The 26,689-nt window shown below is 47.3% G+C and carries 27 protein-coding genes and 1 pseudogene; 6 read left to right on the plus strand and 22 right to left on the minus strand.

The features are described 5' to 3' along the window. Positions 1-83: 83 nt before the first annotated feature. From BXO87_RS06505 to allC, 6 genes and pseudogenes are all read right to left on the minus strand, one after another. Positions 84-1,209 (minus strand): annotated as a pseudogene (locus BXO87_RS06505) (response regulator aspartate phosphatase). 135 nt (positions 1,210-1,344) lie between these two features. Further along, entirely contained in the window at positions 1,345-1,524 is a 180-nt protein-coding gene (locus BXO87_RS20985; RefSeq protein WP_007410112.1) for a hypothetical protein, read from the minus strand. 125 nt (positions 1,525-1,649) lie between these two features. Next, positions 1,650-2,783 carry a hypothetical protein gene (locus tag BXO87_RS06515; RefSeq protein WP_047936099.1) on the minus strand — a complete coding sequence of 378 codons (1,134 nt, stop codon included), beginning with the start codon at positions 2,781-2,783 and terminating at the stop codon, positions 1,650-1,652. Between the two features lie 57 nt (positions 2,784-2,840). Beyond that, positions 2,841-4,037: an MFS transporter gene (locus tag BXO87_RS06520; RefSeq protein WP_039063585.1), complete on the minus strand. Its 1,197-nt coding sequence runs from the start codon at positions 4,035-4,037 to the stop codon at positions 2,841-2,843. A 121-nt stretch (positions 4,038-4,158) separates the two neighbouring features. Beyond that, on the minus strand, positions 4,159-5,370 hold the full coding sequence (locus tag BXO87_RS06525) for a pyridoxal-phosphate-dependent aminotransferase family protein (RefSeq protein ID WP_408856610.1): 1,212 nt from the start codon (positions 5,368-5,370) through the stop codon (positions 4,159-4,161). A gap of 60 nt (positions 5,371-5,430) precedes the next feature. After that, the gene (gene allC / locus BXO87_RS06530; protein ID WP_076851271.1) at positions 5,431-6,672 is read right to left on the minus strand and encodes an allantoate deiminase; all 1,242 of its coding nucleotides are present in this window, start codon (positions 6,670-6,672) and stop codon (positions 5,431-5,433) included. 199 nt (positions 6,673-6,871) lie between these two features. Between allC and BXO87_RS06535 the strand changes: the two genes are divergently transcribed. Next, a complete protein-coding gene (locus BXO87_RS06535) occupies positions 6,872-7,741 on the plus strand; it encodes an endonuclease I family protein (RefSeq protein ID WP_032869753.1) in 870 nt (289 codons plus the stop codon). A gap of 49 nt (positions 7,742-7,790) precedes the next feature. On the opposite strand, the gene BXO87_RS06540 is transcribed toward BXO87_RS06535, so the two are convergent. Beyond that, positions 7,791-8,897, minus strand: coding sequence for an ABC transporter ATP-binding protein (locus BXO87_RS06540; RefSeq protein WP_047936103.1), 1,107 nt, complete (start codon positions 8,895-8,897; stop codon positions 7,791-7,793). Positions 8,898-9,052: 155 nt separating this feature from the next. Here BXO87_RS06540 and frlR point away from each other — a divergent pair, with 155 nt between their 5' ends. Further along, positions 9,053-9,781 (plus strand): transcriptional regulator FrlR, encoded by a 729-nt coding sequence (frlR, locus tag BXO87_RS06545; protein WP_020956300.1) that lies wholly within the window; start codon positions 9,053-9,055, stop codon positions 9,779-9,781. Between the two features lie 24 nt (positions 9,782-9,805). Here frlR and BXO87_RS06550 read toward each other — a convergent pair whose 3' ends face one another. The 5 genes from BXO87_RS06550 to BXO87_RS06570 all read right to left on the minus strand — a co-directional run bounded on the left by BXO87_RS06550 (position 9,806) and on the right by BXO87_RS06570 (position 14,802). Further along, positions 9,806-10,660: a PfkB family carbohydrate kinase gene (locus BXO87_RS06550; RefSeq protein ID WP_032867112.1), complete on the minus strand. Its 855-nt coding sequence runs from the start codon at positions 10,658-10,660 to the stop codon at positions 9,806-9,808. 13 nt (positions 10,661-10,673) lie between these two features. After that, a complete protein-coding gene (locus BXO87_RS06555) occupies positions 10,674-11,558 on the minus strand; it encodes a carbohydrate ABC transporter permease (protein WP_003151895.1) in 885 nt (294 codons plus the stop codon). Between the two features lie 3 nt (positions 11,559-11,561). Continuing rightward, a complete protein-coding gene (locus tag BXO87_RS06560; RefSeq protein ID WP_012118373.1) occupies positions 11,562-12,452 on the minus strand; it encodes a carbohydrate ABC transporter permease in 891 nt (296 codons plus the stop codon). A gap of 24 nt (positions 12,453-12,476) precedes the next feature. Further along, positions 12,477-13,742, minus strand: a complete 1,266-nt coding sequence (locus BXO87_RS06565; RefSeq protein ID WP_032865287.1) for an ABC transporter substrate-binding protein — start codon at positions 13,740-13,742, stop codon at positions 12,477-12,479. Between the two features lie 73 nt (positions 13,743-13,815). Continuing rightward, positions 13,816-14,802 (minus strand): SIS domain-containing protein, encoded by a 987-nt coding sequence (locus BXO87_RS06570; protein ID WP_007410100.1) that lies wholly within the window; start codon positions 14,800-14,802, stop codon positions 13,816-13,818. 196 nt (positions 14,803-14,998) lie between these two features. Here BXO87_RS06570 and BXO87_RS06575 point away from each other — a divergent pair, with 196 nt between their 5' ends. Then, the gene (locus BXO87_RS06575) at positions 14,999-15,925 is read left to right on the plus strand and encodes a MerR family transcriptional regulator (RefSeq protein ID WP_007410099.1); all 927 of its coding nucleotides are present in this window, start codon (positions 14,999-15,001) and stop codon (positions 15,923-15,925) included. A 33-nt stretch (positions 15,926-15,958) separates the two neighbouring features. On the opposite strand, the gene BXO87_RS06580 is transcribed toward BXO87_RS06575, so the two are convergent. From BXO87_RS06580 to BXO87_RS06590, 3 genes are read right to left on the minus strand one after another with little or no spacing between them, the layout of a single operon-like run. Beyond that, on the minus strand, positions 15,959-16,549 hold the full coding sequence (locus tag BXO87_RS06580; RefSeq protein ID WP_007410098.1) for a sporulation delaying protein family toxin: 591 nt from the start codon (positions 16,547-16,549) through the stop codon (positions 15,959-15,961). Beyond that, positions 16,542-17,486 (minus strand): sporulation-delaying protein SdpB family protein, encoded by a 945-nt coding sequence (locus tag BXO87_RS06585; RefSeq protein WP_007410097.1) that lies wholly within the window; start codon positions 17,484-17,486, stop codon positions 16,542-16,544. Before BXO87_RS06585 ends, BXO87_RS06580 begins: the two co-directional genes overlap by 8 nt. Next, positions 17,483-18,013: an SdpA family antimicrobial peptide system protein gene (locus tag BXO87_RS06590; RefSeq protein ID WP_040238904.1), complete on the minus strand. Its 531-nt coding sequence runs from the start codon at positions 18,011-18,013 to the stop codon at positions 17,483-17,485. Before BXO87_RS06590 ends, BXO87_RS06585 begins: the two co-directional genes overlap by 4 nt. A 124-nt stretch (positions 18,014-18,137) precedes the next feature. Here BXO87_RS06590 and BXO87_RS06595 point away from each other — a divergent pair, with 124 nt between their 5' ends. Continuing rightward, positions 18,138-18,410, plus strand: a complete 273-nt coding sequence (locus tag BXO87_RS06595; RefSeq protein ID WP_015240532.1) for a DUF1648 domain-containing protein — start codon at positions 18,138-18,140, stop codon at positions 18,408-18,410. Between the two features lie 38 nt (positions 18,411-18,448). On the opposite strand, the gene BXO87_RS06600 is transcribed toward BXO87_RS06595, so the two are convergent. The 3 genes from BXO87_RS06600 to BXO87_RS06610 form a co-directional block, all read right to left on the minus strand. Further along, on the minus strand, positions 18,449-18,823 hold the full coding sequence (locus BXO87_RS06600) for a nucleotide excision repair endonuclease (protein ID WP_007410094.1): 375 nt from the start codon (positions 18,821-18,823) through the stop codon (positions 18,449-18,451). Between the two features lie 65 nt (positions 18,824-18,888). Next, positions 18,889-20,004 (minus strand): NAD(P)/FAD-dependent oxidoreductase, encoded by a 1,116-nt coding sequence (locus BXO87_RS06605; protein WP_047936108.1) that lies wholly within the window; start codon positions 20,002-20,004, stop codon positions 18,889-18,891. A 37-nt stretch (positions 20,005-20,041) separates the two neighbouring features. Further along, the gene (locus BXO87_RS06610) at positions 20,042-20,743 is read right to left on the minus strand and encodes a class I SAM-dependent methyltransferase (RefSeq protein WP_007410092.1); all 702 of its coding nucleotides are present in this window, start codon (positions 20,741-20,743) and stop codon (positions 20,042-20,044) included. 77 nt (positions 20,744-20,820) lie between these two features. On the opposite strand from BXO87_RS06610, the gene BXO87_RS06615 reads away from it, so the two are divergent. After that, entirely contained in the window at positions 20,821-21,282 is a 462-nt protein-coding gene (locus BXO87_RS06615; protein ID WP_076851272.1) for a DUF2691 family protein, read from the plus strand. Positions 21,283-21,418: 136 nt separating this feature from the next. Next, the gene (csn, locus tag BXO87_RS06620; RefSeq protein ID WP_032869739.1) at positions 21,419-22,255 is read left to right on the plus strand and encodes a chitosanase; all 837 of its coding nucleotides are present in this window, start codon (positions 21,419-21,421) and stop codon (positions 22,253-22,255) included. A gap of 35 nt (positions 22,256-22,290) precedes the next feature. Here csn and sufB read toward each other — a convergent pair whose 3' ends face one another. From sufB to sufD, 4 genes are read right to left on the minus strand one after another with little or no spacing between them, the layout of a single operon-like run. Next, on the minus strand, positions 22,291-23,688 hold the full coding sequence (gene sufB, locus BXO87_RS06625) for a Fe-S cluster assembly protein SufB (RefSeq protein WP_007410090.1): 1,398 nt from the start codon (positions 23,686-23,688) through the stop codon (positions 22,291-22,293). A gap of 19 nt (positions 23,689-23,707) precedes the next feature. Further along, positions 23,708-24,151, minus strand: coding sequence for a Fe-S cluster assembly sulfur transfer protein SufU (gene sufU, locus BXO87_RS06630; RefSeq protein ID WP_003151877.1), 444 nt, complete (start codon positions 24,149-24,151; stop codon positions 23,708-23,710). Continuing rightward, positions 24,141-25,361 (minus strand): cysteine desulfurase SufS, encoded by a 1,221-nt coding sequence (gene sufS / locus BXO87_RS06635; protein WP_007410089.1) that lies wholly within the window; start codon positions 25,359-25,361, stop codon positions 24,141-24,143. Before sufS ends, sufU begins: the two co-directional genes overlap by 11 nt. Beyond that, the gene (gene sufD / locus BXO87_RS06640; RefSeq protein ID WP_038459758.1) at positions 25,361-26,674 is read right to left on the minus strand and encodes a Fe-S cluster assembly protein SufD; all 1,314 of its coding nucleotides are present in this window, start codon (positions 26,672-26,674) and stop codon (positions 25,361-25,363) included. Before sufD ends, sufS begins: the two co-directional genes overlap by 1 nt. Positions 26,675-26,689: the final 15 nt, after the last annotated feature.

Raw genomic sequence — 26,689 nt, forward strand, 5'->3', positions numbered from 1 at the left:
ATACATCAAATGAAACAGCCGATGTTGCTAGACCGATCCCTGACATTAAAACGACAGCCGACACAATGATAAATACGCCTTTTCTAAAATTCATACAGGCATTCTCCCCTCTGAATTTGTTTTTGCGTTTGAATCATTTTTTGATGATAAAAATAAGATTTGTCATATTGCTTTGACTCTGCATAAACAGCAGCCGTATCAAGAGCAATATCTTCTACATACGAATAGTTTTTATGTTTCTCAAGGTAATCAATTGTTTGATTCCCATTTGGTCTATTGCATTAATATATAAAGCCTCCAAATATTCTTGCAGAGATTCAAACAGCTTATCTCCTTGAAATATCGCTGATGAAAGTCCCTTTTTGCTGATTTGAATCGCCTCGCTTGTTTTCCCTTGTTTAAATAGAAGCTTTGCGTATGTAAACAAGGAATGCGGAAGGTTACCCAATTTATACTTTTCGGATATCTCCGCTGCTTTTTTTAAGTAGATTTCAGCTTTATTGTATTCTTCTAAGTCTCCGTAATTCTTTCCTATGTTGTAATAAGCAGAACTGAGCAGCCTTTCATTATTGTTTACTTGTTTCGACAACTCTAAAGCTTTTTCTAAATGCGGCAAGCTTTTTTCATAACGTTTAAAGTCTACATAGTTCCCTGATACGACAAATAGACATTGAATTTTCCGGACCTTATACAACTCATACTGATCGTAAATATCGAGCGCTTGCTTTACGTGATGCATGGAGACGTGGCTTTGTTTCATACCGTAATATGCTTCAGCCAATTTAAAATGAAACTCCGCTCTCTCAATTTCATCATGCACATGAACGAGTTGTTTTTCAGCCTCTCTATAAAAGCCGATCGCCTTTACATACTGCTTTTGATCAAATTCATACATGCCGCGGAAAAATAAAGAATAATAGCACAGCAGGCCGGAAATTCCTTTATTTGATGCTTCGATTTTTTCCAGCAGCTCGTCAATTGTCGGTCTCACGCGGGTAGTCACCGGTTCTAAATAATCCAGCATAAGCTGATGGCGAAATTTCATGAGGGTGTAGTAAATCAGTAGATACTCGTCTTCTTCCATCTCATTTATTTCTTGCTCCACTTCCGCTTCAAAATCTCCGCATCCGGAACACTGAACTGACGTATCATTTTGTACCATTCATTAATCTTAACGCCAACCTCCGATGATGGTAAAACAGAACTCACAAGGCCACTCCTCCTTTTATATAATATTCTAACATTTCCAAAATTATGTATGTCCGCAATAAAACCGCAAAATTTCATTCGTCTTGATCATAAATCTTGGTTTGAGTTTTAAGTCTACAACAAAAAAAGCAGTCCCTATGCAGCCTGCTTTTTTTTGAGAAATTTATCTAAGATGAACATAAATAATGTGAATAACAGAGACATTATCAACATGTCTAGTATAGTTACATTAGAATTTTCTTTTACTAAGAAGAACCAGAGAAGCTGTAAAACGAAAGAAATCACAAAATACAATATGTACCTGATACTATTCATGTCAATCCATCCCTTCGCTTATCTTATTGCCCTTTACAGGGTAACCTGAACCATGCTGGAATCTCCCGGTAATGATGAGTATAATATATGCAGAATGTAACTGGAGCTGATCTAATCATCTCAACTTATTTTAAAATTTCAAAACGTGCAATTTCCCACTCTTTGTTTACTTTTAGCGGGATTGTTTTTAGCTTTTTGCCTGATTTCAAATCATAAGACGTGATATCTCCAAGCTTGTTATCACGCTGGATATCAAAGTTTTTGAGTAAAACATACATCTCTCTGTCATTGAATTGAACATCATTCATTAATTTGTTATCATCCCCAGCATAAAAATCAAAAGATTTTTTCTTAACCATTTTTTTATCAAACACCTGCAGCTTCCCATCAAAAGAAACAGCTAAGATGCTATCTTTTAATATTTTCAATTTTGCAGGATGAAACCCTTTCTCCATCTCGACTTCTTTTTTTACCTTAAGAGTCTCTCTGTCTATTAATATGAGCTTAGAATTCTCTTTCTCATTCACGTTATCATTAACTGCCAGTACAAATGTATTTTCATCTAGAGCTTGGAATGCATCCTTTTCATCCATGAAGTATATCCCTTTATTCGGTATGGATGCCTTGTTCTCTTGCTTATTTGTCTCTGGGTTAATTGAAAGGATGGACATACTTTCTTCATCACTTGAAATGACATAAATTTTATTTTTAGCGACGATTGCTGATCCAAGTTCTCCGTCAAGCTTTATTTGTTTCTTGTTTTTTCGGCTGTTTCCCTTCCAATATACCAGTTCACTTTCCAGCCCTTTGTCTTTATATCCAACGTTAATGTCATGGATGATATAACCGTCAGAACTATTTATAAAGAAAGCACCTTCATCCTCAGTTGTTTTTGACAAACTCTTTTCATTTATTTTGTTTATTTTTCCGGTTTTATTGTCTATCATCAAGTGATTATTGCTTCTATTTGATGAGAAGAACGTATTATTTTTGTTATGTGAAGACATCGTGAAATTTATACCATCTTTCAATTCCAAGCTATCCATTTTAATACCATCTTCACCGTAAACCCCAATCTCACTTCCCCTATCTAAAGTGTTAGAAAAACCAACAATAAATTTTGCATTGTCAATATCCTTTAATACAGTCTTTTGATTGCTGCTTCTTTCCTCTTTTTCATTCCCAGTTGGGATGAGACCGCAAGAGGTTGTGACTATCAGTATGCAAATGAAAATAAACAGGGTTTTAAGTCTACTCATTTTTTTCCTCCCTATGAGATAGCAAAAAGCCTCCGGATACCCGGAGGCTTTTGATTCTTATCCTTGCTGCGTGAACGGCCGGGTCTGTGTCTTTTTGCCCCAGCCAAGCGCGGCCAGAAAACTGATGGTGAGAATGGCCGCTCCCAGCATATACGGAAATTCCATATTTACATCAAAGAGAAAACCGGCGGCTGACGGTCCGGCGATATTCGCTAAGCTGATGAATGAGGTGTTCATCCCTCCGGCAAACCCCTGCTGGTCACCGGCGAGCTTCGACAGCATCGTATTAACCGCCGGCCGGAGCAGCGATGTCAGCGTCAGGAAAAAGATTGCCGCGGCAAAAACGGCCCAATATGAACCCGCAAACCGGCACCACACAAGTCCTGCAGCAGCCCCGATCAACGTCACGTTAATGACGCGCTTTTCCCCGAACCTGCGGACGAGATAACTGACGCCGACCGCCTGCACAAACACGCCGATGAGACCCGCGGCCGTAATAATAAAAGCAATATCAGAGGCTTTAAATCCGTGTTTATGGTCAACGTAAAGACCGAAAACGGATTCAAAGTTCATAATTCCGAAGTTCAGCACGAAAACCAGAATCAGCATAAACGCGAACGGCGATTTGAGCGCGCGTGACATTTGCTTAAACAGATGCTCACGTTTTTCCGTTTTTGCCCGGGCTTCCAGCTGCTTTTCACGTCCCAGCGTTTCAGGCAGAAAGAAAAATGAAAGCACCGTTGAAAAGCAGGCGAGACTTGCAGACACGATGAACGGCACAGACATGCCGTAATGAACCAAATAGCCTCCGACACCGGGCCCGATGACGACACCGAGCGTCATCGCCGCGCTGAACAGCCCCATTCCTTTCCCGCGTTCTTCTTCGGTCGTAATATCCGCTATGTAAGCGAACATTGACGGCATTAAAAACGCCGCGCCCATTCCGCCCAAAAGGCGGGATGCGAACAATTGCCACAGGCTTCCGGCAAAAGCGAAGATCAATTGCGACACGGCAAAGGCGGCGATGCCGAAAATAATCAGTTTCCGCCGTCCGTATTTGTCGGTTATTTCCCCGGCAATAGGCGCAAATAAAAGCTGTGTAAGCCCCGCCGCCGCAACAAGCAGACCCATCGTGCTCCCCGTCGCTCCGAATTCGGTAATATATGCGGGCATAATCGGAATAATCAATCCGATTCCAAGCATCGCAATAAACATATTCAGCATTAAAATTGACAATCGGCCCATGTACGCCATGATTTCTTACCTTCTCCCCAGACAAACAGATGATCGTTCCATATTTGTCATTTTTTATACCATTCAGTATAACGGGGAAAAGGGAAAAAAGTCCAGATGATTTCAATCTCGTTTTCATGTCTCATGACAGCACACCGGTTTCAGCCGGCAGATCATATATGTTAAGGGCCGCCTGCAGCGCTTCCCCGGCTTTAACGGCAACTCCGTGTCTGATCAGAACCGCTTCAAGTCCGGCCAGCACAAACAGCACATTTTCCTTTCTGCAGCTGTAGCCCATCGTTCCGATTCTCCAAATTTTCCCCTGCAGCGGACCGAATGAGCTGGCGATTTCAATTCCGAATTGAGACAAAAGCATACTTCTGATCGATTCGCCGTCTGCTTCCGGCGGAATCTTCACGCATGTGACGACAGGCAGCTTCGCCTCCGGATCGCCGAATAAATCAAGGCCCATCGCTGCAAGTCCCGCCGTAAGCGCTTTTTCATGACGCCGATGCCTGCGGAACCGTTCTTCAAGTCCTTCTTCCAGGACAAGGCGCACACCCTCCCGCAGCGCATAAAGCATTGTTGTCGCTTCTGTATGGTGATTCAGCCTTCTTTCACTCCAATAATCTTCGAGCTGGCTCAGATCAAAATAGTTGCTCGTAACCGGCCGATGACCGGACAGCCTTTTGCCGTCGGCTGCCGTCGCAATGCCTCGTTCTACCTTTTTACGCGCGGCAATGACAGCTGCCGTCCGGTCATTATAAGTAATCGGAGCCATTCCCGAGGGGACCGACAGGCATTTTTGTGTTCCCCCGATGACTGCGTCAATCTTCCATTCATCCGTTTTTACGGCGCAGCCTCCGATCGTGGCCACGGCATCCACGATAAAGAGTGCGTCTTGGGCGCGGCACGCTTCCCCGATTTCTTTCAGCGGGTGAATCCGCCCCGTTGATGTTTCTCCGTGCACCATAGCGACGATTTTCGGGGAAATCTTTTTCATCTCGCTGATAATCTCGTCAGGCCGGAAGACCGTTCCCCATTCACACTCGATCATATGAACGTCCGCTCCGTACCGCTCGGCGATTTCAGTCAGCAGGTATCCGAAGCGTCCGTATATCGGAACGAGCACGCTGTCGCCCGGTTCTATCACACTTGCGAGAACAGCCTCAATCCCCGCTCTTGATGTACCGTCAATCGGATAGGCCCAGCGGTTTTCCGTTTGAAACAATTCACGGAGCATTTGCATCGTTTCGTTCATGATGCCGGTAAATGCCGGGTCAAACTGGCCGATGATCGGAGCGCCCATCGCCCTCAGCACTCTCGGTTCAGCTTCTGTCGGTCCCGGTGTCATAATGGTTCTTTGCGGAATGCACAATTCTTTTCTGGTCGGCACGCCGATTCCCCCTTTACGTTAATAGGCAAGTTTATGTAATACATTCGCCAGCGTAAGGACGCCGGTTTCAAGCTGATGTGCGGGTGTGAATTCAAGCGGCGAGTGGCTGATCCCGCCACGGCTCGGTACAAACAGCATGCAGGCCGGAAAGGTTCTGCCGAGCATCTGGGCGTCATGTCCCGCTCCGCTTACGATTTTCTCCGGGTCCGCCCCTTGTTCTTTTGCAGCCTCCGCTGCGGTTCGCGTCAGTGTCTGATTCATTTGAACCGGCTCTATCCTCATATATTCATCAATAACGGGCCTGACTCCTTTGCTGCGGCTGATGTTTTCAACAATCGACGCCAGTTTCTGATGGAAGGCTGCCAGCACGTCTTCCTCCGGGTGGCGAATATCAACGGAAAACTGGATACGGCCCGGAATGACATTCGCCATATTCGGTTCAACCGTCATTTTCCCGCACGTCAGGCGGAGCTCTTCCGGCTGTCTTACCGCTGAGAGCATGAGTTCGTGGATGATGCTGCTTCCCGTCGCGAGCGGGTCTTTCCGCCATTTCATTGAAGTGGTGCCGGCATGGTTGCATTCACCGTCAAGCGTAACGGTATAGCGTCTCTGTCCGGCAATCCCGGTGACAATCCCGATATCCCTTCCCGATCGTTCAAGCGTTTGCCCCTGTTCAATATGAATTTCCAGAAAGGCACTAATATCAGTGCGCAGCGGTGCTGGATAACGGCCTGCACCGAAGCCGTTCTGCCGCATGGCTTCTAACAGAGAAATGCCGGACGCGTCTTTCGGCGTTTCCGCATCTGAAAGCGTGAAAGCACCGGTGATATTGCCGGAGCCCCAATAGGTGATGGGAAAACGGCTCCCTTCCTCTTCACAGAGCGACACAGCCTCCAGCGTTTTTTTCGGACGCCCGCACGTCTCATGCAAATGACGGATCGCCAGCATGCCCGCCAGCACGCCGAACGCACCGTCATATTTGCCGCCGTCAATAACGGTGTCAATATGCGACCCGGTCAGAATCACCTCATCAGGCGATTCTGTGCCGTTCAGCCGGCCGAACACGTTTCCGACATCGTCAAATGCCGTTTCCAGCCCGAACGCCTCCATTTTCTTTTTGACGGCAAGCTGGGCGTCCATCCATTCTTTCGTATATAAAAGCCTCGTCACTCCGCCGGAAGCGGAAGCGCCGAATTGAGACAGCCATTGTATGTCATCGGAAATCCCGATATTCGCCGCCGAAAGCTGCTGATGTTCCATACACGCCCTCCTTTTAAACTGAAAAACTGACAAGATGATCTTCATTATAGAAGGAGCGCATAACGAGTTCATTATCTTATCTTCCAAAAAATCAATGATTTTCCGGATACTTTGACCAATAAGCCGAAGGAACCATTTTTCAAAAAAGATAGAATATTAGATTTATTTTTTGGATAATGGAGGTAAAGGAGGGCAAGTCATGACAAAAAAACTTTGGTTTCTGCCGATTGTCTGCCTGTTTTTCATTTTTGGATGGGCCGCGCCGTCAGCCTCTGCGGGCGCGCCGGCTGACACGAATCTGTACAGCCGGATGGCGGTTTCAACTGCCGGCGGCACAACTCTTTTTCCGCAAACTGCCTCAGCTGTCATCACTCCGTCTGCGGATACGGACACATATTACAAAGAAGCTTCCGGAAAAAGCGGAACGGCCTTAAAGAGCGCCCTGCACCGCATCATCAGCGGACATACAAAGCTGTCTTACAGCCAAGTATGGAATGCATTGAAGGAAACTGACGAAGATCCGGCAAACCCGAACAATGTCATCTTGCTCTACACCCAGGAATCACGGGCCAAAAGTAAAAACGGCGGCAGCGCCGGGGACTGGAACCGCGAACACGTGTGGGCAAAGTCACACGGAAACTTCGGAACAGCTGCCGGCCCCGGGACGGACATTCATCATCTGCGCCCTGCAGACGTTCAGGTGAACAGTGCCAGAGGAAATATGGATTTTGATAACGGCGGCTCAGAATACCCGAAAGCGCCGGGCAATTATTACGACGGCGATTCCTGGGAGCCGCGCGATGAGGTTAAAGGAGACGTCGCCCGCATGCTGTTTTACATGGCGGTGCGTTATGAAGGAGACGACGGGTATCCCGACCTTGAGCTGAATGATAAAACCGGAAACGGCTCAGCTCCTTACATGGGAAAACTGTCCGTTTTGCTCAAATGGAATCAACAAGACCCCGTCGACAGTAAGGAAAAACGGCGGAACGAAATCATTTACGAAGACTATCAGCATAACCGCAATCCGTTTATCGACCATCCGGAATGGGCGGACGAAATCTGGTAATCGTATCATAAGAAGTGATAAGGGAGCCCCGATCATCAGGCTCCCTTTTTCAATATACGGCGTTTTCAGTGTCGGCATCAAAAAAGACGGCCCGGTTCATATTGACCGCAAGCAGAATGGCATCGCCGGGTTTCACCTGTGAAGCGCCGTCAAGACGGATCGTCATGCGGTCATCTCCGCTCACCGCATGAACGTACATCTCCGAGCCTAAGTTTTCACATACTTCCGCCACAGCGCGGCACACCGCTTCAGGCGGGTGCTCTGATTGTCCGGCAAGCGTCAAATGCTCCGGACGCAGCCCCGCAATCATCTCCTTACCGCTGTATCCTTTCTGCACAAGAACGGCCGCTTTTTCTTTCGGAATGGGCAGACGAACGGACGAACCGGCAAAATACCATTGCCCGTGACTTTCTTCAATGACGCCTTTTATAAAATTCATACTCGGAGAACCGATAAAACCCGCCACAAACAGATTCGCCGGATAATGATAAATCTCATGGGGGCTTGCGGCCTGCTGAATATCTCCTTCATTCATCACGACAATCCGGTCGCCCATTGTCATCGCTTCCGTCTGATCATGCGTCACATAAACGATGGTCGCTTTCAAACGCTGATGGAGCTTGCTGATTTCGGCGCGCATCGTCACTCGCAATTTCGCATCTAAGTTGGAAAGCGGCTCGTCCATCAGAAACACTTTCGGCTCCCGCACGATCGACCGGCCGAGCGCAACCCGCTGCCGCTGTCCGCCTGAAAGAGCCTTCGGTTTCCGCTTGAGCAGATGCCCGATTTCCAAAATATCAGCGGCCGTCCGGACTCGCTCTGCGATTTCTTTTTTCGGCAGCTTTCTGAGCTTCAAACCGAACGCCATATTATCAAACACCGTCATGTGGGGATACAGCGCGTAATTCTGAAAAACCATCGCGATATCGCGATCCTTCGGGGGCAGATCGTTCACCGCGTCTCCATCGATATAAAGCTTCCCTTCAGAAATGCTCTCCAGTCCGGCAATCATTCTGAGTGTCGTAGATTTGCCGCAGCCGGAGGGCCCGACAAGCACCAGCAGCTCCTCATCTTTTACATCTAAGTGAAAATCCTTCACTGCCGCCGATTGGGCGCCGTATGTTTTTTTGATATGGTCAAATGTTAATGATGCCATTCGAAACCTCCTCCAATACTGGAAACCGCCACATCTTTCTGTTATGTTAAAAATGTTCGGGGTTTCTGACAGATTCATAAATGAAAAGCAAATTTGTATTATAACGTCATAATACATATAATAGTACTACTACTTGACAAAGGAGGTCCGTCCCATTGTTAAATAACGGGAGCTCGAAACCTTTATATATTCAGCTGAAACAAATTATCGCGGACGATATCAAGAAGGGCGTTTATTCGCCGTCCGTAAAACTGCCGACCGAAAATGAGCTGTGCGAAACGTACAACGTCAGCCGCATAACGGTCAGGAAGGCCATCCTTGATCTTGTGGAAGAAGGCTGGCTCGTCCGGCAGCAGGGAAAGGGAACGTTCGTTAAAAGCCCTAAACTGAAGCGGGAGCTCATCGCGGTCAACGGCTACTCAGAATTTATGGAATCAACGGGGAAAAAACCGAAACACCAGATCCTTTCCCATGAAACCATTGAAGCGCCTAAATCCATCGCCCAAAAACTTCGCGTCGCTTCCGAAAGTCCCGTTCTTGAATTAAAACGCATTTTATTTCACGACGACCAGCCGCTCTCATTCGAAATCGCCCACTATCCGCTCAGTTTATTTCCCGACATCGGCAAGCATATTAAAGGCGGCGTGTCGATGCATGACATTTTGAAACAGCACTATCAGGTGGTGCCCACCCATAATACGAAGCTGTTAAATGTCGTATACGCCAAGCAGGAAGAAAGCCGCTATCTGGCTTGTGATATCGGGGATGCGCTTTTTGAAATTGACAAAACCGCATTTATGTCAAAAGACAAGCCGATATACAGCTCGCTGTTTTTAATGCATACCGACCGCGTCACGTTTACCATTAACAGTCCCTATGCGTAACAAGTATAAAAAACGAGACAATGCTTATCGTATTCTCGTTTTTTCACTGCTTTTCCCGCCGCCCGGCCTGTAGGGATGCCCGTAACCGAACGCTCCGAACCCTCCGCATGTTTTGGCAGCCGTCCCGGCGGCCGCAGTAAGCGCTCGCCGAATATCCTGATGCTCGAAGAAATCGGTAAGAAACCCGGCGATAAAAGAATCACCCGCGCCCAATGTATCTATTATATCAGCTCTTACCACCGGCTGATGATAGACGCGTTCCCCATCCGATAACACCGCGCCATATTCCCCCCTTGTCAGACAGACGATTTTCGCTCCGAAACCGCGGGCTTTTTCGGCAAGCCGCATACATTCACTTTCACTCAAATCACTCCCGGAAAAAAACGCATACGTCACGTACGGACAGACCGCTTCTAAATAGGCTTCGTCACGTTTTACAGAGAAGTCAAAGGAAATCGGCACATGGCCGCTCAGCATCGGGAGGTCACGTTCTATCCTGCTGTATACGCTCGTATGCAGCAGATCATGTCCGGCGATAAATGAGATGTCATTCTCCTGAAAAGCGAGCGTCAGACGCGATTGCACGCCGCCTTTATTTGATCCGGCAAATATCCTGTCCCCTCTTTCATCAAGCGTGACGACCGCCATCCCGTTTTCTCCGTATGCCCGGCGGATCAGATCGGCATTCACCTTTTCCAGTTTCAGCACATTCAATACGTGATCCGCCGCTTCATCACTGCCGAGAATCCCGATATAAGAAGTTTCGTGGCCTAAGCGCCGGGCAAGCACGGCTACGTTTAACGCATTTCCGCCCGGGTAAAACGTCTCCTGATCCTGATAATAATCTACTACATTATCTCCGGCCGCTATCAGTTTCATCTTTTCATCCTCCTTATCCTTTCACGCTTCCCGCAGCAATGCCGCGGATAAAATATCTCTGCATCAATAGAAACAGCGCGATGATCGGAGCAGCAGAAATCGTCAGCCCGGCCAGCAGCACGCCCCAATCCGTCTGCAGCGCATCTCTGAACTGCATCAGCCCGGCCGGAATCGTCCGTAAATTTTCATCATCGATAAAAATAATCGCAAACATAAACTCATTCCATGTATGGTAAGCCGTCAAAATGCCTGATGTCACCAGAATCGGCACGCTCATAGGTAAGAATATTCTGAAAAATATTCCGAAACTTGTACATCCATCCAGATAGGCAGCTTCCTCAAGCTCTTTGGAAATCGACAAAAAATAGGAACGGATCAGAATCACGGTAAACGGAATACGGTAGGCGGCGTACGGAAGAATCAATGCCCAATACGTATTGTACAGTCCCAATGACTGGATAATGGAGTACAGCGGCACAAGACTGACCTGCGGCGTCAGCATCAAGCCGCCAAGACAAATGATCAGCACAAACCCTTTTCCTTTAAATTGAAAACGGGCCAGCCCGTATGCCGCCCAGGCGCTCACAAATACGGTGATGAGACAAGTCAGCACGGTCACAATGACGCTGTTCATAAAATAAGCGGAAATCCCTTGGTTCCATGCGGATACGAAGTTTTCGGGATGCCAGACAGAGGGCAGCGACCAGCTGTGCTCAAAAATCTCATCCGAGCTTTTAAAGGCGCTGACCGCCATCCATAACAGCGGATATGCAACAGCAATGAGGTAGATAAAGAGAAACAGCCACACGGACGTTTCCCCGACATACCATTTTCTCGGTTTTCCGCCTGTTCTGACGGCCTGACGGGCATGACGCAAGTCCGTCTTTTCAGGAAGCATCGGCTACTCCTCCTTTCCGGTCTTAAAGAATTTCATCTGAATAAGCGACAGAGCAAGCGTCAGCAAAAGCACCACCGTCGCGATCGCAGAAGCGTAGCCCATCATATCCTTTGTAAAAGCGCTCTTATACAAAAATGTGCTCAGCACTTCTGAAGCATTGCCCGGCCCTCCGCCGGTCAGAATATACGGTTCATTAAATACGGTAAATGCGCCGGTCAGCGTCATCACCACGGCAACAAACGACATTTCTTTCGTCTGCGGCACCGTAATGTGAAAAAACTGCTGGATTTTTCCGGCTCCGTCCAGCTGCGCCGATTCATATAATTCAGCGGGAATGCTCTGAATCGAGACAATGTACAGCATGGCGATGTAACCGACAGACTGCCATTGAGACACAAAGATGACAGACAGCATAGCGGTGTTTTCATCGCCCAGCCACGCCCGGGTCAGTTCATCAAGTCCGACGGCTTCCAGCAGCTGATTCAAAAGCCCGATTTCCGGGTTATAAATAAAATCAAACAACAGCGCAATGACGGTCATGGAAATGACGACCGGAAGAAAAAAGACCGTGCGGAAAAACGGCGACCATTTTCTTACCAATCTGTCTTCCAGCACGGCCGCCAGAATTAAGCCGCCGCCAACCTGGCAAATCAGCGATATGACCGCATACAGCACATTGTTGCGGAGCGCTGTAAAAAATACGGGATCGTGAAACAGGTCAATATAATTTTTCAAACCGATAAACGTCTTTTCGGGTTGAAATGAGCTCCATTCAAACAGACTGAAAAACACATTCTCAATAATCGGAATGTAAACGAACAGCAGAAAAATCAGCGCGGGCGCGAGAAACAGATACGGAATGAAACGTTTTCGGCTGACCAAGGAAATCCTCATCTCCTTTCTCCAAAGAAATCTGTTCTATTCAGATGACGCTTTGACTTGACGCGCCGCTTTCTGCACGGAATTCATCACCTCGCGCGGTGTCATTGTGCCGCCGAGCATCTGCTGAACGCCTGCCGCATACACATCGGCGATTTCAACGTCAACATCCATATCAAACCACGGCACCATTGTTTCAGCGCGGACGATATCCTGCACGGCTTCACGCTGGATCGGGGTGGAATTGTTTTCTGTCGCCGTTCCCTGAACCGCGCTGTATTTACCGACGTCTTTTATCAGCTTCTCTCCCATTTTTTTCGAGGTTAAAAACTGAAGAAATTCCATGGCTTCTTTCGGGTGCTTCGTTTTTGAGGAAATCATAAATCCTTCCGGAGATCCGGTCAGTGCACGGGGAGATCCCTTTTCGCCGCTGATTTTCGGGAAAGGAAACAAGCCCAGATTGACCGGTTCGACGAGCTTAATTTCTGCCGTTTCCGCATAAATCATCGCCGCTTTGCCGCTCGTAAACTGCTGGCGCACGTATTCGTGATCAACGGAGTTCACGTGCTTTGTAAAGTACGGCAGAAGTTCCTGAAGCTTTTCAAGCGCTTTGACATAGCCTTCGTCCGTAAACTCCCCGGTTTCCGGGCTGTAATCCTTCGCCCGCGTTTTTTCATCCACCATACGCTGGTTCAGCGTCCCGATATAATGAGAAATGGTCCAAGGCGCTTTTGTGCCGAAACTGATCGGAATATATCCGTTCTCTTTCAATTTCTCAGAGACTGTGATCAGTTCATCCCATGTCGCCGGGGGCTTCAAATGTAATGAATTAAAAATGTCCTTATTATAAAAGAATGATTTAGCGTCCATTTGCCACGGAACACCGTACTGTTTTCCGTCATGCGTAAAAGGTTTGATTTGTGACTGCACAAGCTGTGAGGACCAATCTTTATCCTGCTGATAGTAAGACGACAGATCGAGGGCTTTATCTCCTTTGATGAATTTATAAGCAAACCGGTCGCTCCATGAAAAGAAAATATCAGGGGGGCTCGTTGTTCCGAGCATGACTTTCACCTTGTCTTTATAAGAATCGTTTAAGACCGCTTCCGTTTGGATATGAATATCCGGATGAGCGGCTTCAAATTCTTTGACCGCTTCTTCAAAATAGCTTTTTTCCGGCTCCTTCGGCCACCTGTGAAAAAACTTCAGAGTCACTTTTCCGTCAGAGGAACTGCTTTGGCTTGAACAGGCGGCGGCTGACAGACATACGGCTAACAGAACGAACAGGCAGATGAGCTTTTTCAGATGCTTTTCCTCCTTTGTCACCGGACTATAACGTTATATATCATTATAGTCCGGTGAAATATAATGCGCGTTCTTAATATTCGACTTTCCACATGTAACGCCGCTGGCTTAACGGATGGTTCCTTGCTTCCGCCAGCGCATCCGCATAGCTTCTGAGCACCCGGTTTAATACGAGAGGAGCCAGATAGCCTTTTACAGAATCGTCAATTCCGGAAAAATCATATGCTGCCGCATCAAGCACAGTCAGTTTTTTGCCGTATCTTTTTGAGAAGGAAAGCGCCCGCTCTTCAAGGGGTCTTGTTTCGTCTAAGCCGAGCAGGATAATAAATGGAACGGATTCATCAATGATTTCGAACGGTCCGTGAAAATATTCTCCGGCATGAATGGCGTGGGAATGAATCCATTGCATTTCCATGAGAATGCAGATGCTGTAGGAGTAAGCGACGCCGTAGTTCGCACCGCTTGCCATCGTGTAAATGATATCTTCTTTTTCGTGGGCTTTCGCGAATGCCTTTGCGTGATCCGCTTCTTGTTTAAGCGCTTTGTCATATACGGTCTGGAGCTTATTGAGTCCGTCGATCGCCGACTCAAACGCGGGATGGTTTTCCAGCACGTGTAAAGCGCCGAACACGATTTGATACAGAACCCCGTAATTCGTATTTATCGCCTGTGCATTCTCACCCCAGTCATACACCGCGACATATTCGGCTTCTTTCGCTAGCGGCGAATCAGGCTCAAAGGTCATCGCAATCGTAAGCGCGCCTTTTTTTCTGGCGAAACCGGCGGCTTTCACCGTTTCCGGCGTATTGCCTGACTGAGAACATAAAATCACGAGAGAGTTCTCTCCGAGCTGAACGGGATTGCGCTGAATAAATTCATTTGAACTGTAGAGATCAGAGCTGATGGCTTTCGCCTCTCTGTCAAACACGTACTTGCTCGGATACATAATGGCTGAAGAACCCCCGCAAGCGACGAAAAAGACGTGGTCAATCGTTTTTCCTTTCAGATCATCCAAGAAAGCCTGAACTTTGTGATTCACTTGTGCGGCAGTTTGACTCAAATCCTTCACTCCTCAGTGTTTTATTATATAACGTTATATAACATTATATAACGTTATATTAATCGCAACAAAGGTGCGTTGTCAATCATATTTTCTGAAATTTCTAAAATATAAAATAAACCCGTCTTATTTCCCGCCCTCTCTTGACCTGACCCTTAGAGACACGTTTAGAATGAAAAACAGGGAGTGATTCAGAATGAATATAAAAGAAGCCGCCAGACAGACGGGTCTCACGAAAAAAGCCATCAAATATTATGAGCAGGAAGGTTTAATCACCGTCAGCAAAAACCCTGATAACGGATACCGTGAGTATTCCGCTCAGAACGTGAATACGCTGAAAATGATTGCCGCCCTCCGAATGCTGGCACTGTCTGTAAGCGATATTAAAGCGTTCCTCTTAGAGGGCAGCAGTCTGCATGATATACTGCGCCAGCAGCATCAAAAGCTCAGCCGGCAGATTGAAGAGCTTGAGCAGGAACGGAAACTGACTGAAATGCTGATCAAGCGCGTGGAAGATGCGGAAAATGTCGATTCAATTCTGCATGATATCGGCGAGGTCAAAATAGATGAACCGAAGTATATGGGACTTCAGCTGAAAAAACTGTTCCCGGGAGATTTCGGAGAATTTATCGCCGCGCTGTTTGAACCGTTCCTCGACTTTTCTATTGATACAGATGAGAAAAAAACGATATGGGCGGAGCTTATTAAAGTATTGGATGATATGGAAGAAGTTCCGGCTGCACACCCGATGATGCAGCTGGTCGGCAAGGAGGATCCGGCTCAGCTCCAGCAGCACAAAGTACAGCATGATCAATTTATCGAGCGGATTTTGGAGAGAGACCCCGCCACTTGGGACACTCATAAAAACATCATCATTCAGCTTGTGAAAAGAGTGCAGACAGATGAAGAATACAGGGAAAGCCTGATCAAGGTCGGAGAATCAGCTTCTGATCTGCCCGCGCTGAAGGAGGGATCGCCTTTCAGCAATCTTCTTCAAAAGCTCAGCCCGAAATATGACACGTACGTGCGACTTCAGCTTGAACTGAAAAAAGAAGCCGACGAGGAACTCGGCTTTGATTCAGAAGCATATTTAAAACAGATGCTTCAATCAAAAAAACGCTAAGGTTCGTCTCCTTAGCGTTTTCTTTCTTCAGCCTCAGTGCTGCGCGTTAATGCGGTCAACGACATTAGCGATGAGCTGCTCTTTTCCTAAGTCGGAATCTTCGTCAACGCTTGCTACTGTCAAAATGATGGCCGCTACCGCAAGAGCGATCGTCTCAATGGCGGCCGCCGCGTTTAAAAATACCCATACAGCCGTTGCGCATTGGCCGATGGCCGTTGATTTTCCTTTGTCCATGCTCTTTTTGTCAAACTCTTCTTTCAGCACTTTCGCCATAATCTGCGAACCTTGATCAATGACGCTGTTCACTTTCTCATAATCGCCGCTGTAGACCGCCGCTTTCAACTCTTTAAAATAATCCGGCGATGACTTTTTAATATCAGCGATCACCTGATCGGAAACTTGCTTTAATTCATCCTGATCAATCTTTTTGACAGCCTTGGTATCCCATACTTCAGGAAGGAGTTTTGCGACCTCACCTTGTCCGAAAAAGATGCCGGAAAAAATGTCTTCACCCGAATAAGAGACCGACGGCTCAGTTTTCGCCGCGGCATGCGGGCCGACTAATGCGACCATTAAAACAAACACCAGCATCATGGCAGCTGCGGACTTCTTGCTTTTAACCAAATAATTTCCTCCTTTTCCTTTTATTGAAAAAATTGTATCTGATAAAAAGGGGATTGTAATGGTTCAAAGCTACTGTTTTCTCTGCCGGCACCAAAAACAGGACCAAAATACCAGCCACCGTAATGGAAAACGAGGTAAGCCCCAGCATAACGGCAAAGATTTCGTGCATAAAAATGGAGATAAACAATATCAGACGCCAATATGTTTTCGGAGCGAACAAAGCGCAGAACATAATGGTTTGCACAATGAGCGTGCCCCAAGTCGGGATGACGACAAGCTTGGACTGCAGGATAAAGTCAAACAGACCGTGAAGCGCATCCGGCAGACCCAGCATCGGATCGTTCAAATAGTAATAAACGGCGGTTCCGTTCTGCCACTCTTCTTCCATCAGTTTGGCAATGACAGAGTTAAAGTACAGCATCGCGACCTGTATTCTGATGATTGTCAGTGTCGCCCAGCATAAGGAGCGGTAATAAGGCTCAAGCGGTCTTTTCTCAAAAGACGCCTCGTACGGAGACCAGTGCCATTTCCGCGGATCGGTTAATGTCAGCGGGAGCAGCAGCAGTGTAAAAACGGCAGCCACCTGATCTCCTCCGTCAAGGGTAACGGCGGAGTTTTGGAAGCTGTACGAAATCCACCAGTGAAAAAAACCGGTGATTCGCGGCCGCCAGCCAATGACGACAAGGATTAACATACAGATACAAACGGCTTTGACGATCTCAATGTAACGGAAATCGGGAAACAGCAGAAACAGGCTGAACGTGTCGGAAAAACTGAGCATTTGATTTTGCGTTTTGAAGAAGACAGACGCCGGATTAAACAGCAATGTCAGCAGCGTGCCGAGCGCGATTAAGCTTCTGGCAAGCCCGTACACATTTGTCCAAGGCGGATTCTTCATCATCCATAAGGTGAGCTGCTTTTTTGCATCCTGAATCAATTGACATCCACTCCGATGTATTTTTTGATGGTTCTTTTCGTTTCGGTATGTTGGCTCCATGCCCATGGGGTAATGCGTTCATATGTAATGATCATTTTCCCTTTCAGCCTTGGGGAGGGAGACTCATTTTTCATTTTCAAAAATGTGGTATCCTTAATGTCTTGGCCAGTCGTGAAGTCGTTCCACTTCTCTTTGGAAGGCAGCTTTTCCAGCATAAGGCCGAGCTCTATCCCTTGCGTCCGGCCGTAGCGGTTTAAGCCGATGACATTTTTCAGAGAATTATTCGGCCATCTGAGCTCCTCATCGGCATCAAGAAGATAGATGTTCAAGCTGTCTTCTCTCGGATCTTTACTGAAAAATCCCCAGCTTTGCGGATAAATCATGGAAACGGTTTTGGATTGATGCTTGGTTAATTGGATGGCGGAGCTTGGCAGTGCCGCGATGACGGTAAAAAACAAAACGATGATCCAGGCGGCCATGATAAAAAGAAAGAATGAAAACATGCTGGTTTGCTTCTTGTCAGTCAATTGAAACCCTCCTAGCGTATGGAAATTTCATTGACATGATTATACACCAATCAACAGGTAAAATATTGATAAATTAGATTTTTCGGACTAATATACTATTATATGTAAAAAAGGGAGTGTTCATATGTTTTTGATGAATGATAAAGTGCTGTGGGGAGCTGTGGTTCTCGCCTTTATTCTGTCGATTGTGTTTTATCCGTTTCTTCCTGCTGATATGGCCATTCACTATGACGTGTCGAACCGTCCGAATACATCAATCAATAAAACGGCCGGCGTCCTGATTTTTCCCGTGCTCATGATGATCTGCATGTTATTCAGAAAAAAGGTCGTCCAGCTATTCCTCATCGTTTACTGTCTGCTGATCGTGCATATTGCAGTGATGTGGCTGGCACTGTAAACATAAAGAAAACCGGAGCCCTTAAGCTCCGGTTTTTCTTATTTATAAAATACTTTCTCAATGTTGTATTTCGACTGAAGGGTATTGATCGCGTACGTTTCGTAAATCTCCCTTTCCATCGGATCATTTACGACACATACTTCAATTTTATACACTTCGTCCCTGTGATGTTTAACAGGCGACACATTGTCTTCAAAATGCTTTTTGATTCTTTGTCTTAATTTACGGGCTTTCCCGACAAACAGCAGCTCATCATGAATGTTATAAAACATAAAGATGCCGCCTTTGTCTCTCGGAATTTGGTGAAAATCAATGAAACCGTAAATCGCTTTAATCGCCGGTTCATTCTCCGACGGTGACTGCTGCCGTTCCGTAATGGTTACATCAGGAGCAGGAAGGTTTATTTTTATCAAATGGGTCACGTCCTCTTATTCATTAAAGCTCCATCCTATCATAAGAATGCGCCAAAAGCTATTTTTTATTCAAGCGCCCCGGCCGGATCATAAAGGCTCAAATCAATTTCCGTCTGCTGCCCGAGTGCGAGTTTCGCCAGTTCAGCCCCCAGATACGGCCCGCTCGTCAGCCCTGAGGCGCCCAGCCCGTTGGCAACGAGGAGTCCGCTGATATTCGGCACTTTGCCGATGACGGGAAGAAAACCGGGAGTAAACGGCCTGAAACCGACTCTTGTCTCTATTACAGTACTGTCTGAAAGCCCCGGCGCCACGGTTAATGCTTTGTCAAAAATCTCGCGGAGACCGCCGGCCGTCACCCGCAAATCCATGCCGGTATCGTTTTCATGAGTCGCGCCCGCTATGATTCTGCCGCTGTCAAAGGCGAGAATGTATTGATCGTTTGGAGGCATGACGACGGGCCAGCCGCCCGTATCCTCTCCCTGAAGCTCTAAATGAACGATCTGCGCCTTTTGGTATGATACTGAAAAACGGATGCCGAGCGGCTCAAGCAGCTCTCTCGCCCAAGCGCCGGCCGTTACGAGAACCTGGTCGGCAGTAAGCGTGCGTTCTGCGGTTTTCACACCGATGACGGCACCGTCCTCTGTCAATATTGACGCTTCTTCATTGTAAACAGCCGCTCCGTGCTTAACGGCCGCATTTAACAGCGCCTTACGAAGCGCCCTCCCGTTCACCCGGGCCGCGCCGCTGACATGAACCGCCCCGTATTCCTCCGACAGCGCGGGAAACAGCGCCTTCGTTTCTTCCGGAGTCAGCCTTGTAATGTCACCGATTTCAGGGGCGTCCTCTCTTCTTTTATAAGCTCTTTCCTCCATTTGGCTGAGTTTTTTTTCATCCGTATGGAGGCTGACAGCACCGACCTTTTGATAACCGGTTTCTGTTTCTCCATCAGCTTCAAGCTGCTGTATCAATTGGTTATAATAGCGGGCTCCGCCTTTTGCGATCGCATACCATGCCTGATTGCGGCGCTGTGACAGCCACGGGCAGACGATCCCCGCCGCGGCGTCAGTCGCCTGCCCCGGGTGCTTCCGGTCAATGACCGTTACATCCGCCCCGGCCTTTGCGAGATGATAAGCCGCGGACGCACCGAGAATGCCGGCCCCGATAATCAAATAAGACTTCATGTATAACACCTTTTCTATCTGTTTTGTCTTATTTATTTTAACAAATGGAGCGCCCGGTTCCTACCGGAGTCCTGACAGCAATGATGAGTTTCGAAAACGGAAACGTATAATAAAAGGAATACGTTCTTGTCTGAAAGCCGTTTTCCTCAAGAATCTCTCTGTATTGTGATGTATTTTTTATATCTGACACGGCCAAAATGCCGCCAGGCTTCAGCACCCTCACCATTTCCGCAATCGCCCGTTCCCTCTTTTTTCTGCCTGAAATGTTGTGTACGGTAAAATGCGAAATGACAAGATCAAACGTCTCATCAGGAAACGGCATGTCTTGCGCCAGTCCGTCATACAAATCAATTTCCGGCGCTCTTTCAGCCTGTCTGTTCTTTTCAAATGCGTCTCTTCCGTTTCCGACCAGGTCCCAGCTTGACCATTTGTCAATCGCTGAGACGTCAGCGCCTTTTTGAGCCGCGGCGATGGCTAATAGCCCCCGCCCCGTACCGACATCAAGCACCTTCATGTCCGGCTTTAAACCGGATAGCGCAAGAATGCGATGGCGGTGTAAAAGTTTAATGGCCGTTGAATACAAGAGCATCCAAAGACCGAGCAATAAAAACAAGGTGCCCGTCAGCCAGCCCCAGTAAGGAGGAATCATGCCGTATAACGTGCCTGCGGCATAAAGGAGCGCAATAAAGATAAATCCAAACGCTCCATAAGGCGCATCAATTCCGTATCGTGTTGTCATAACACCCACCCCTTTCAATATTTATCCAAATGGTATACCATATTATTCTAGCAAAAGCCGAAAGGAGATACGACCATATGAAACGCGGCATTACTTTTGACATCCCAAATCAATTCGGACGGTTTGCGGCAGATATATTACAACCGTTCCCCATCTCTTCCTATACGTGGTTTATCGGTGATGGAGAGGCGTATACGGAATTCAAAGAAGACACCGATACAGACCTGTTTCCGCAAAATCAGCGCATCATTCAGGGTCAAGAACTCCGTCAGCGTCTGGAAGGAAACCCTTATTATATGATTTTTGCTGAATTGAAAGCTTTCCCGGGCGGGATGGTAACGGAAATCAATACGTACGAGGAGTATTTGGAGAGTTCCTGTGAACTTGTGCTTCTCATCGCAGATTGCTCGTATGTAACGTTATATTGCAAAGATCCGGATATGCTCGAAGCCCTTTATCAGCAGGCTGTACAATGCGGGTTTCACCGCGTTGACTATGTTACAGATGAGAATGACGCGAGAACGGGATTGTCTGTCTGATGAAGGTGCGTTCTTTTTATGAAGCGCCGGATAGGGCTTAGGTTTCAAAATATTGACAAATTCGTGTGTTTTCAACAAAATAACAACCCCCTCATGTATACTGAGTGCGTAACTTACATATGAAAGGGGTATGGCAATGAAAATCAGTTTGAAGAAAAAAGCAGGTTTTTGGAAGAAGACGGCGGTTTCATCCCTTATTTTCACCATGTTTTTTACCCTGATGATGAGCGGTACGGTTTTTGCGGCCGGGCTGAATAAGGATCAGAAGCGCCGGGCGGAACAGCTGACCAGCATCTTTGAAAACGGAAAGACGGAAATCCAATACGGATATATTGAAGCGTTGGATGACGGAAGAGGTTACACTTGCGGGCGGGCCGGCTTTACGACGGCTACCGGAGATGCGCTGGAAGTAGTCGAAGTATACACGAAAGCGGTGCCGAATAACAAATTGAAAAAGTATTTGCCTGAATTGCGTCGCCTTGCGAAGGACGAAAGCGATGACATCAGCAATCTGAAAGGATTCGCTTCTGCCTGGCGCTCACTTGGCAATGATAAAGCCTTCCGCGCTGCCCAGGATAAGGTAAATGACAGCTTGTATTATCAGCCGGCGATGAAACGTTCAGAAAATGCCGGACTGAAAACGGCCTTGGCCAAAGCGGTGATGTACGATACGGTGATTCAGCATGGCGACGGCGATGATCCAGACTCCTTTTATGCCCTGATTAAACGCACGAACAAAAAAATGGGCGGGTCACCGAAAGACGGTACTGACGAGAAGAAATGGCTCAATAAATTCTTGGATGTGCGCTATGACGATCTGATGAATCCGTCAGATGAGGACACCCAGGACGAATGGAGAGAATCGGTTGCCCGTGTCGACGTTTTCCGCGATATTGTCAAAGAGAAGAACTACAATTTAAACGGCCCGATTCATGTCCGGTCAAGCGAATACGGAAATTTCACTATTCAATAAACAAAAAAACCCCGCCATATGGCGGGGTTTTACTATTAACCGATGGAGCCTTCCATTTCGAACTTAATCAAACGGTTCATTTCAACTGCGTATTCCATCGGAAGTTCTTTTGTGAACGGCTCGATGAAGCCCATAACGATCATTTCTGTTGCTTCTTCTTCAGAAATACCGCGGCTCATCAAGTAGAAAAGCTGTTCTTCAGAAACCTTTGATACTTTCGCTTCGTGCTCCAATGAAATGTTGTCGTTCAGGATTTCATTGTAAGGGATTGTATCAGAAGTTGATTTGTTATCCATAATGAGCGTATCACACTCGATGTTTGAACGGGCGCCGTCCGCTTTTCGTCCGAAGTGGACGATACCGCGGTATGTTACTTTTCCGCCCTGTTTGGAAATCGATTTTGATACGATTGTGGATGACGTATTCGGTGCAAGGTGAATCATTTTCGCGCCTGCGTCCTGATGCTGTCCTTTACCCGCAAGAGCGATAGAAAGCGTCATGCCGCGCGCGCCTTCACCTTTCAGAATGACAGCCGGATATTTCATCGTCAATTTAGAACCGATGTTTCCGTCAACCCATTCCATCGTCGCGTTTTCTTCACAAACCGTACGTTTCGTTACTAGGTTGTAAACGTTGTTCGCCCAGTTTTGAATTGTTGTATAACGGCAGTAGCCGCCTTTTTTGACGATGATTTCAACAACCGCGCTGTGAAGCGAGTTTGTTGTGTACACAGGAGCCGTACAGCCCTCTACGTAATGAACGCTTGCTTCTTCGTCAACGATGATCAGCGTACGTTCGAACTGACCCATGTTTTCGGAGTTGATGCGGAAGTAAGCTTGAAGCGGTGTTTCAACCTTCACGCCTTTAGGCACGTAGATGAAAGATCCGCCGGACCAAACAGCTGAGTTCAGCGCCGCAAACTTGTTATCAGTCGGCGGAATGACTTTCGCCCAGTGCTCGCGGAAAATGTCTTCATTTTCTTTCAGCGCGCTGTCTGTGTCTTTGAAGACGATGCCTTGCTCTTCAAGATCTTCTTTCATATTGTGGTAAACAACTTCGGATTCGTACTGTGCAGAAACACCGGCAAGGTATTTTTGCTCAGCTTCAGGAATACCGAGTTTGTCGAATGTCTGTTTAATTTCCTCAGGCACTTCATCCCAAGAACGCTCTGAACGCTCAGACGGCTTTACGTAATACGTAATTTCGTCAAAGTTTAAAGAGTTTAAATCCCCGCCCCACTGCGGCATCGGCATGTTGTAGAAATGCTCAAGAGATTTCAGGCGGAAATCAAGCATCCATTGAGGCTCTTCTTTCATGCGTGAAATTTCTTCTACGATTTCTTTTGTCAATCCGCGCTCTGAACGGAAAATGGAAACGTCCTTATCGTGAAAACCGTACTTGTATTCACCAATTTCAGGCATTTTTTTAGCCATCCATTTTCACTCCAATCTTTTAATTGCCGCCTTTTTCGCCAGCGACTCCTTTTTCAAGTGCTTTCCATGAAAGGGTGGCACATTTAATCCGGGCCGGGAATTTCGAAACGCCTTGAAGAGCTTCAATATCCCCGAGATCTATCGAGTCGTCATACTCTTTCCCTTGCATCATGTCTGAGAAAATCTTAGACATGGAAAGGGCGGTATCAATATCTTTTCCTTTAATCGCCTGCGTCATCATGGAAGCTGAAGCCATGGAGATAGAACAGCCTTCCCCTTCAAACTTCGCTTCCTGAACGGTATCGCCGTCAAGCTTCATTGTCAGTCTGATCCGGTCGCCGCAAGTCGGGTTGTTCATATCGACGACGATGCTGTCATCCAAAACCCCTTTGTTGCGCGGATTTTTGTAATGATCCATGATCACTTGTCTGTATAATGTATCTAAATTTGCATTAAAAGACATTTGTAAAGTACTCCTTTGTCTTTTGGAGGGCTTCCGCGAGCTTATCGATCTCTTCCTCTGTATTATACAGATAAAAACTCGCTCTCGCAGTAGCAGATACATCCAGCCATTTCATGAGCGGCTGGGCGCAGTGATGGCCGGCTCTGACCGCAATGCCCTCTGCATCGAGGACAGTCGCGACATCATGAGGGTGAACCTCATCAAGATTAAATGTCACAAGTCCCGCCCGCTCTTTCGGACCGTATACCGTCACGCCGTCTAGCTGCTCGAAACGGTCAAGCGCATAGGCCGCAAGCTTATGCTCATGCCGGGAAATCTCGTCGAGTCCGATCTCTTCAAGAAAATCAATCGCGGCTCCCAATCCGATCGCGCCTGCGATAATCGGCGTGCCTGCTTCAAATTTCCACGGAAGCTCTTTCCAAGTTGATTCATAAAGCCCTACAAAGTCGATCATCTCGCCGCCAAATTCGGCCGGCTCCATATTCTCAAGCAGTTCTTTCTTGCCGTACAGCACGCCGATTCCCGTCGGGCCGCACATTTTATGGGAAGAAAGCGCGAAGAAGTCGCAATCCAAGTCCTGAACGTCGATTTTCATGTGCGGTGTGCTTTGCGCCCCGTCCACCACGATGACCGCGCCATTGTCATGAGCGATTTTGGCGATCTCTTTAATCGGGTTGATCGTGCCGAGCACGTTTGACACATGAGCGACTGCCACGATCTTCGTATGGCTTGTGACAGTCTGCCGGACGTCGTCCAACGAAAGCGTGCCGTCTTCCTGCATCGGGATATATTTTAAAGTCGCGCCGGTTGCTTTGACAGCCTGCTGCCACGGAATGATATTCGCATGATGCTCCATTTGGGTGATGACCACTTCATCACCGGGTTTTAAGCTGGCGCGGGCATAGCTCAGCGCCACCATATTCAGTGAAGTTGTCGTGCCTTTTGTGAAAATGACCTCAGCCATTGATTTCGCATTGATAAACTTACGGACTTTTTCACGCGCACCTTCATAGCCGTCTGTCGCTCTCGTGCCAAGAGTATGAACGCCTCTGTGGACATTGGAATTGTATTTGCTGTAATACTGATCCACTGCTTCAATGACAGCACGCGGCTTCTGGGAAGTCGCCGCGCTGTCAAGGTACACGAGGTCATGTCCGTTCACTTGCTGATGAAGGATCGGGAACTGTTCACGAATATCGGTGATATTCATTATTTTACTTTCCTTTCGATGACGGAGACGAGCTGTTTCTTAACTCCTTCAATCGGAAGCTCTTTTACCACCGGAGCAAGGAATCCGTAAATGACTAAGCGCTCCGCTTCTTCTTTCGGAATTCCGCGGCTCATTAAGTAGTAAAGCTGGATCGGGTCCACACGGCCGACAGATGCCGCATGTCCTGCAGTTACATCGTCTTCATCAATTAAAAGAATCGGGTTTGCATCTCCGCGTGCTTTTTCACTCAGCATCAGGACGCGGGATTCCTGTTCAGCGTTTGCTTTAGACGCGCCGTGCTCGATTTTGCCGATTCCGTTAAAAATGGAAGATGCGGCATCTTTCATGACTCCGTGCTTCAGGATATAGCCTTCAGAAGCCTTACCGAAGTGGATGATCTGCGTCGTAAAGTTTTCCGTCTGTTCTCCTCTTCCGACAACTACGGTTTTCGTATCGCCGTATGTGCCGTCTCCGTAGAGGTTTGTCGTATTTTCAGAAATCGTGTCGCCGTCGTTCATCAGTCCGAGCGCCCACTCGATTCTGCTGTCGCGTCCGCGCGCGGCTCCGCGGCGGTTGACGTATGTTGTGACGCCTGCTGACAGGTTATCAACGGCGCCGTACGTCACGCTGGCATTATCACCTGTGACCACTTCACTGATAATGTTGAATACAGCTTCTTTCGGATTCACCGTGCTGATGTAGTTCTCAACGTAAGTGACGGAGCTGTGGTCTTCAGTGACGATCAGCACGTGGTTGAACAATGCCGTGTCATTGCTTTCATGAACGTAAACGGCCTGAACAGGCGTCTCCACCTGAACGTTTTTAGGAACATAAAGGAATGCCCCGCCGTTCATTAATGCTGCATGAAGCGCAGTCAGTTTATGTTCGTCGACCTTAACGCCGTCTTTCATGAAATACTTCTCAACGAGGTCGCTGTGCTCACGGGCAGCCGTTAAGATGTCCGTAAAGATGACGCCTTTGTCTTTCAGTTCTTTAGAAAGAGAAAGGAAAGCGGGCGTTTGGTCACGCTGCACATATAACGTTTTGTCTTCGTTTTCGATATCGATCAGCGCTTTTGCTTCATCAGCTAAATCTTCTAAAGAAGCAAGCGGCGCATTTTCTACTGTATGCTTGTTGAACTTTGTAAAGTTCCAATTTGTGATTTTTGTTTTATCAGGCTTAGGCAGCGGCAGATCTTCAGCTTTTTCAAGAGCCTGTAAGCGCAGGTTTTTCAGCCAGGCAGGTTCTTGATGCTTTTCGGAAAAGCCTTTGACATATTCCTGATCTACGGATAGTTTCGTTTCCAATGTCATGATTATCCCCCTAAC

The organism is Bacillus sp. GZB, from assembly GCF_001975995.1.
GTDB lineage: Bacteria > Bacillota > Bacilli > Bacillales > Bacillaceae > Bacillus > Bacillus velezensis.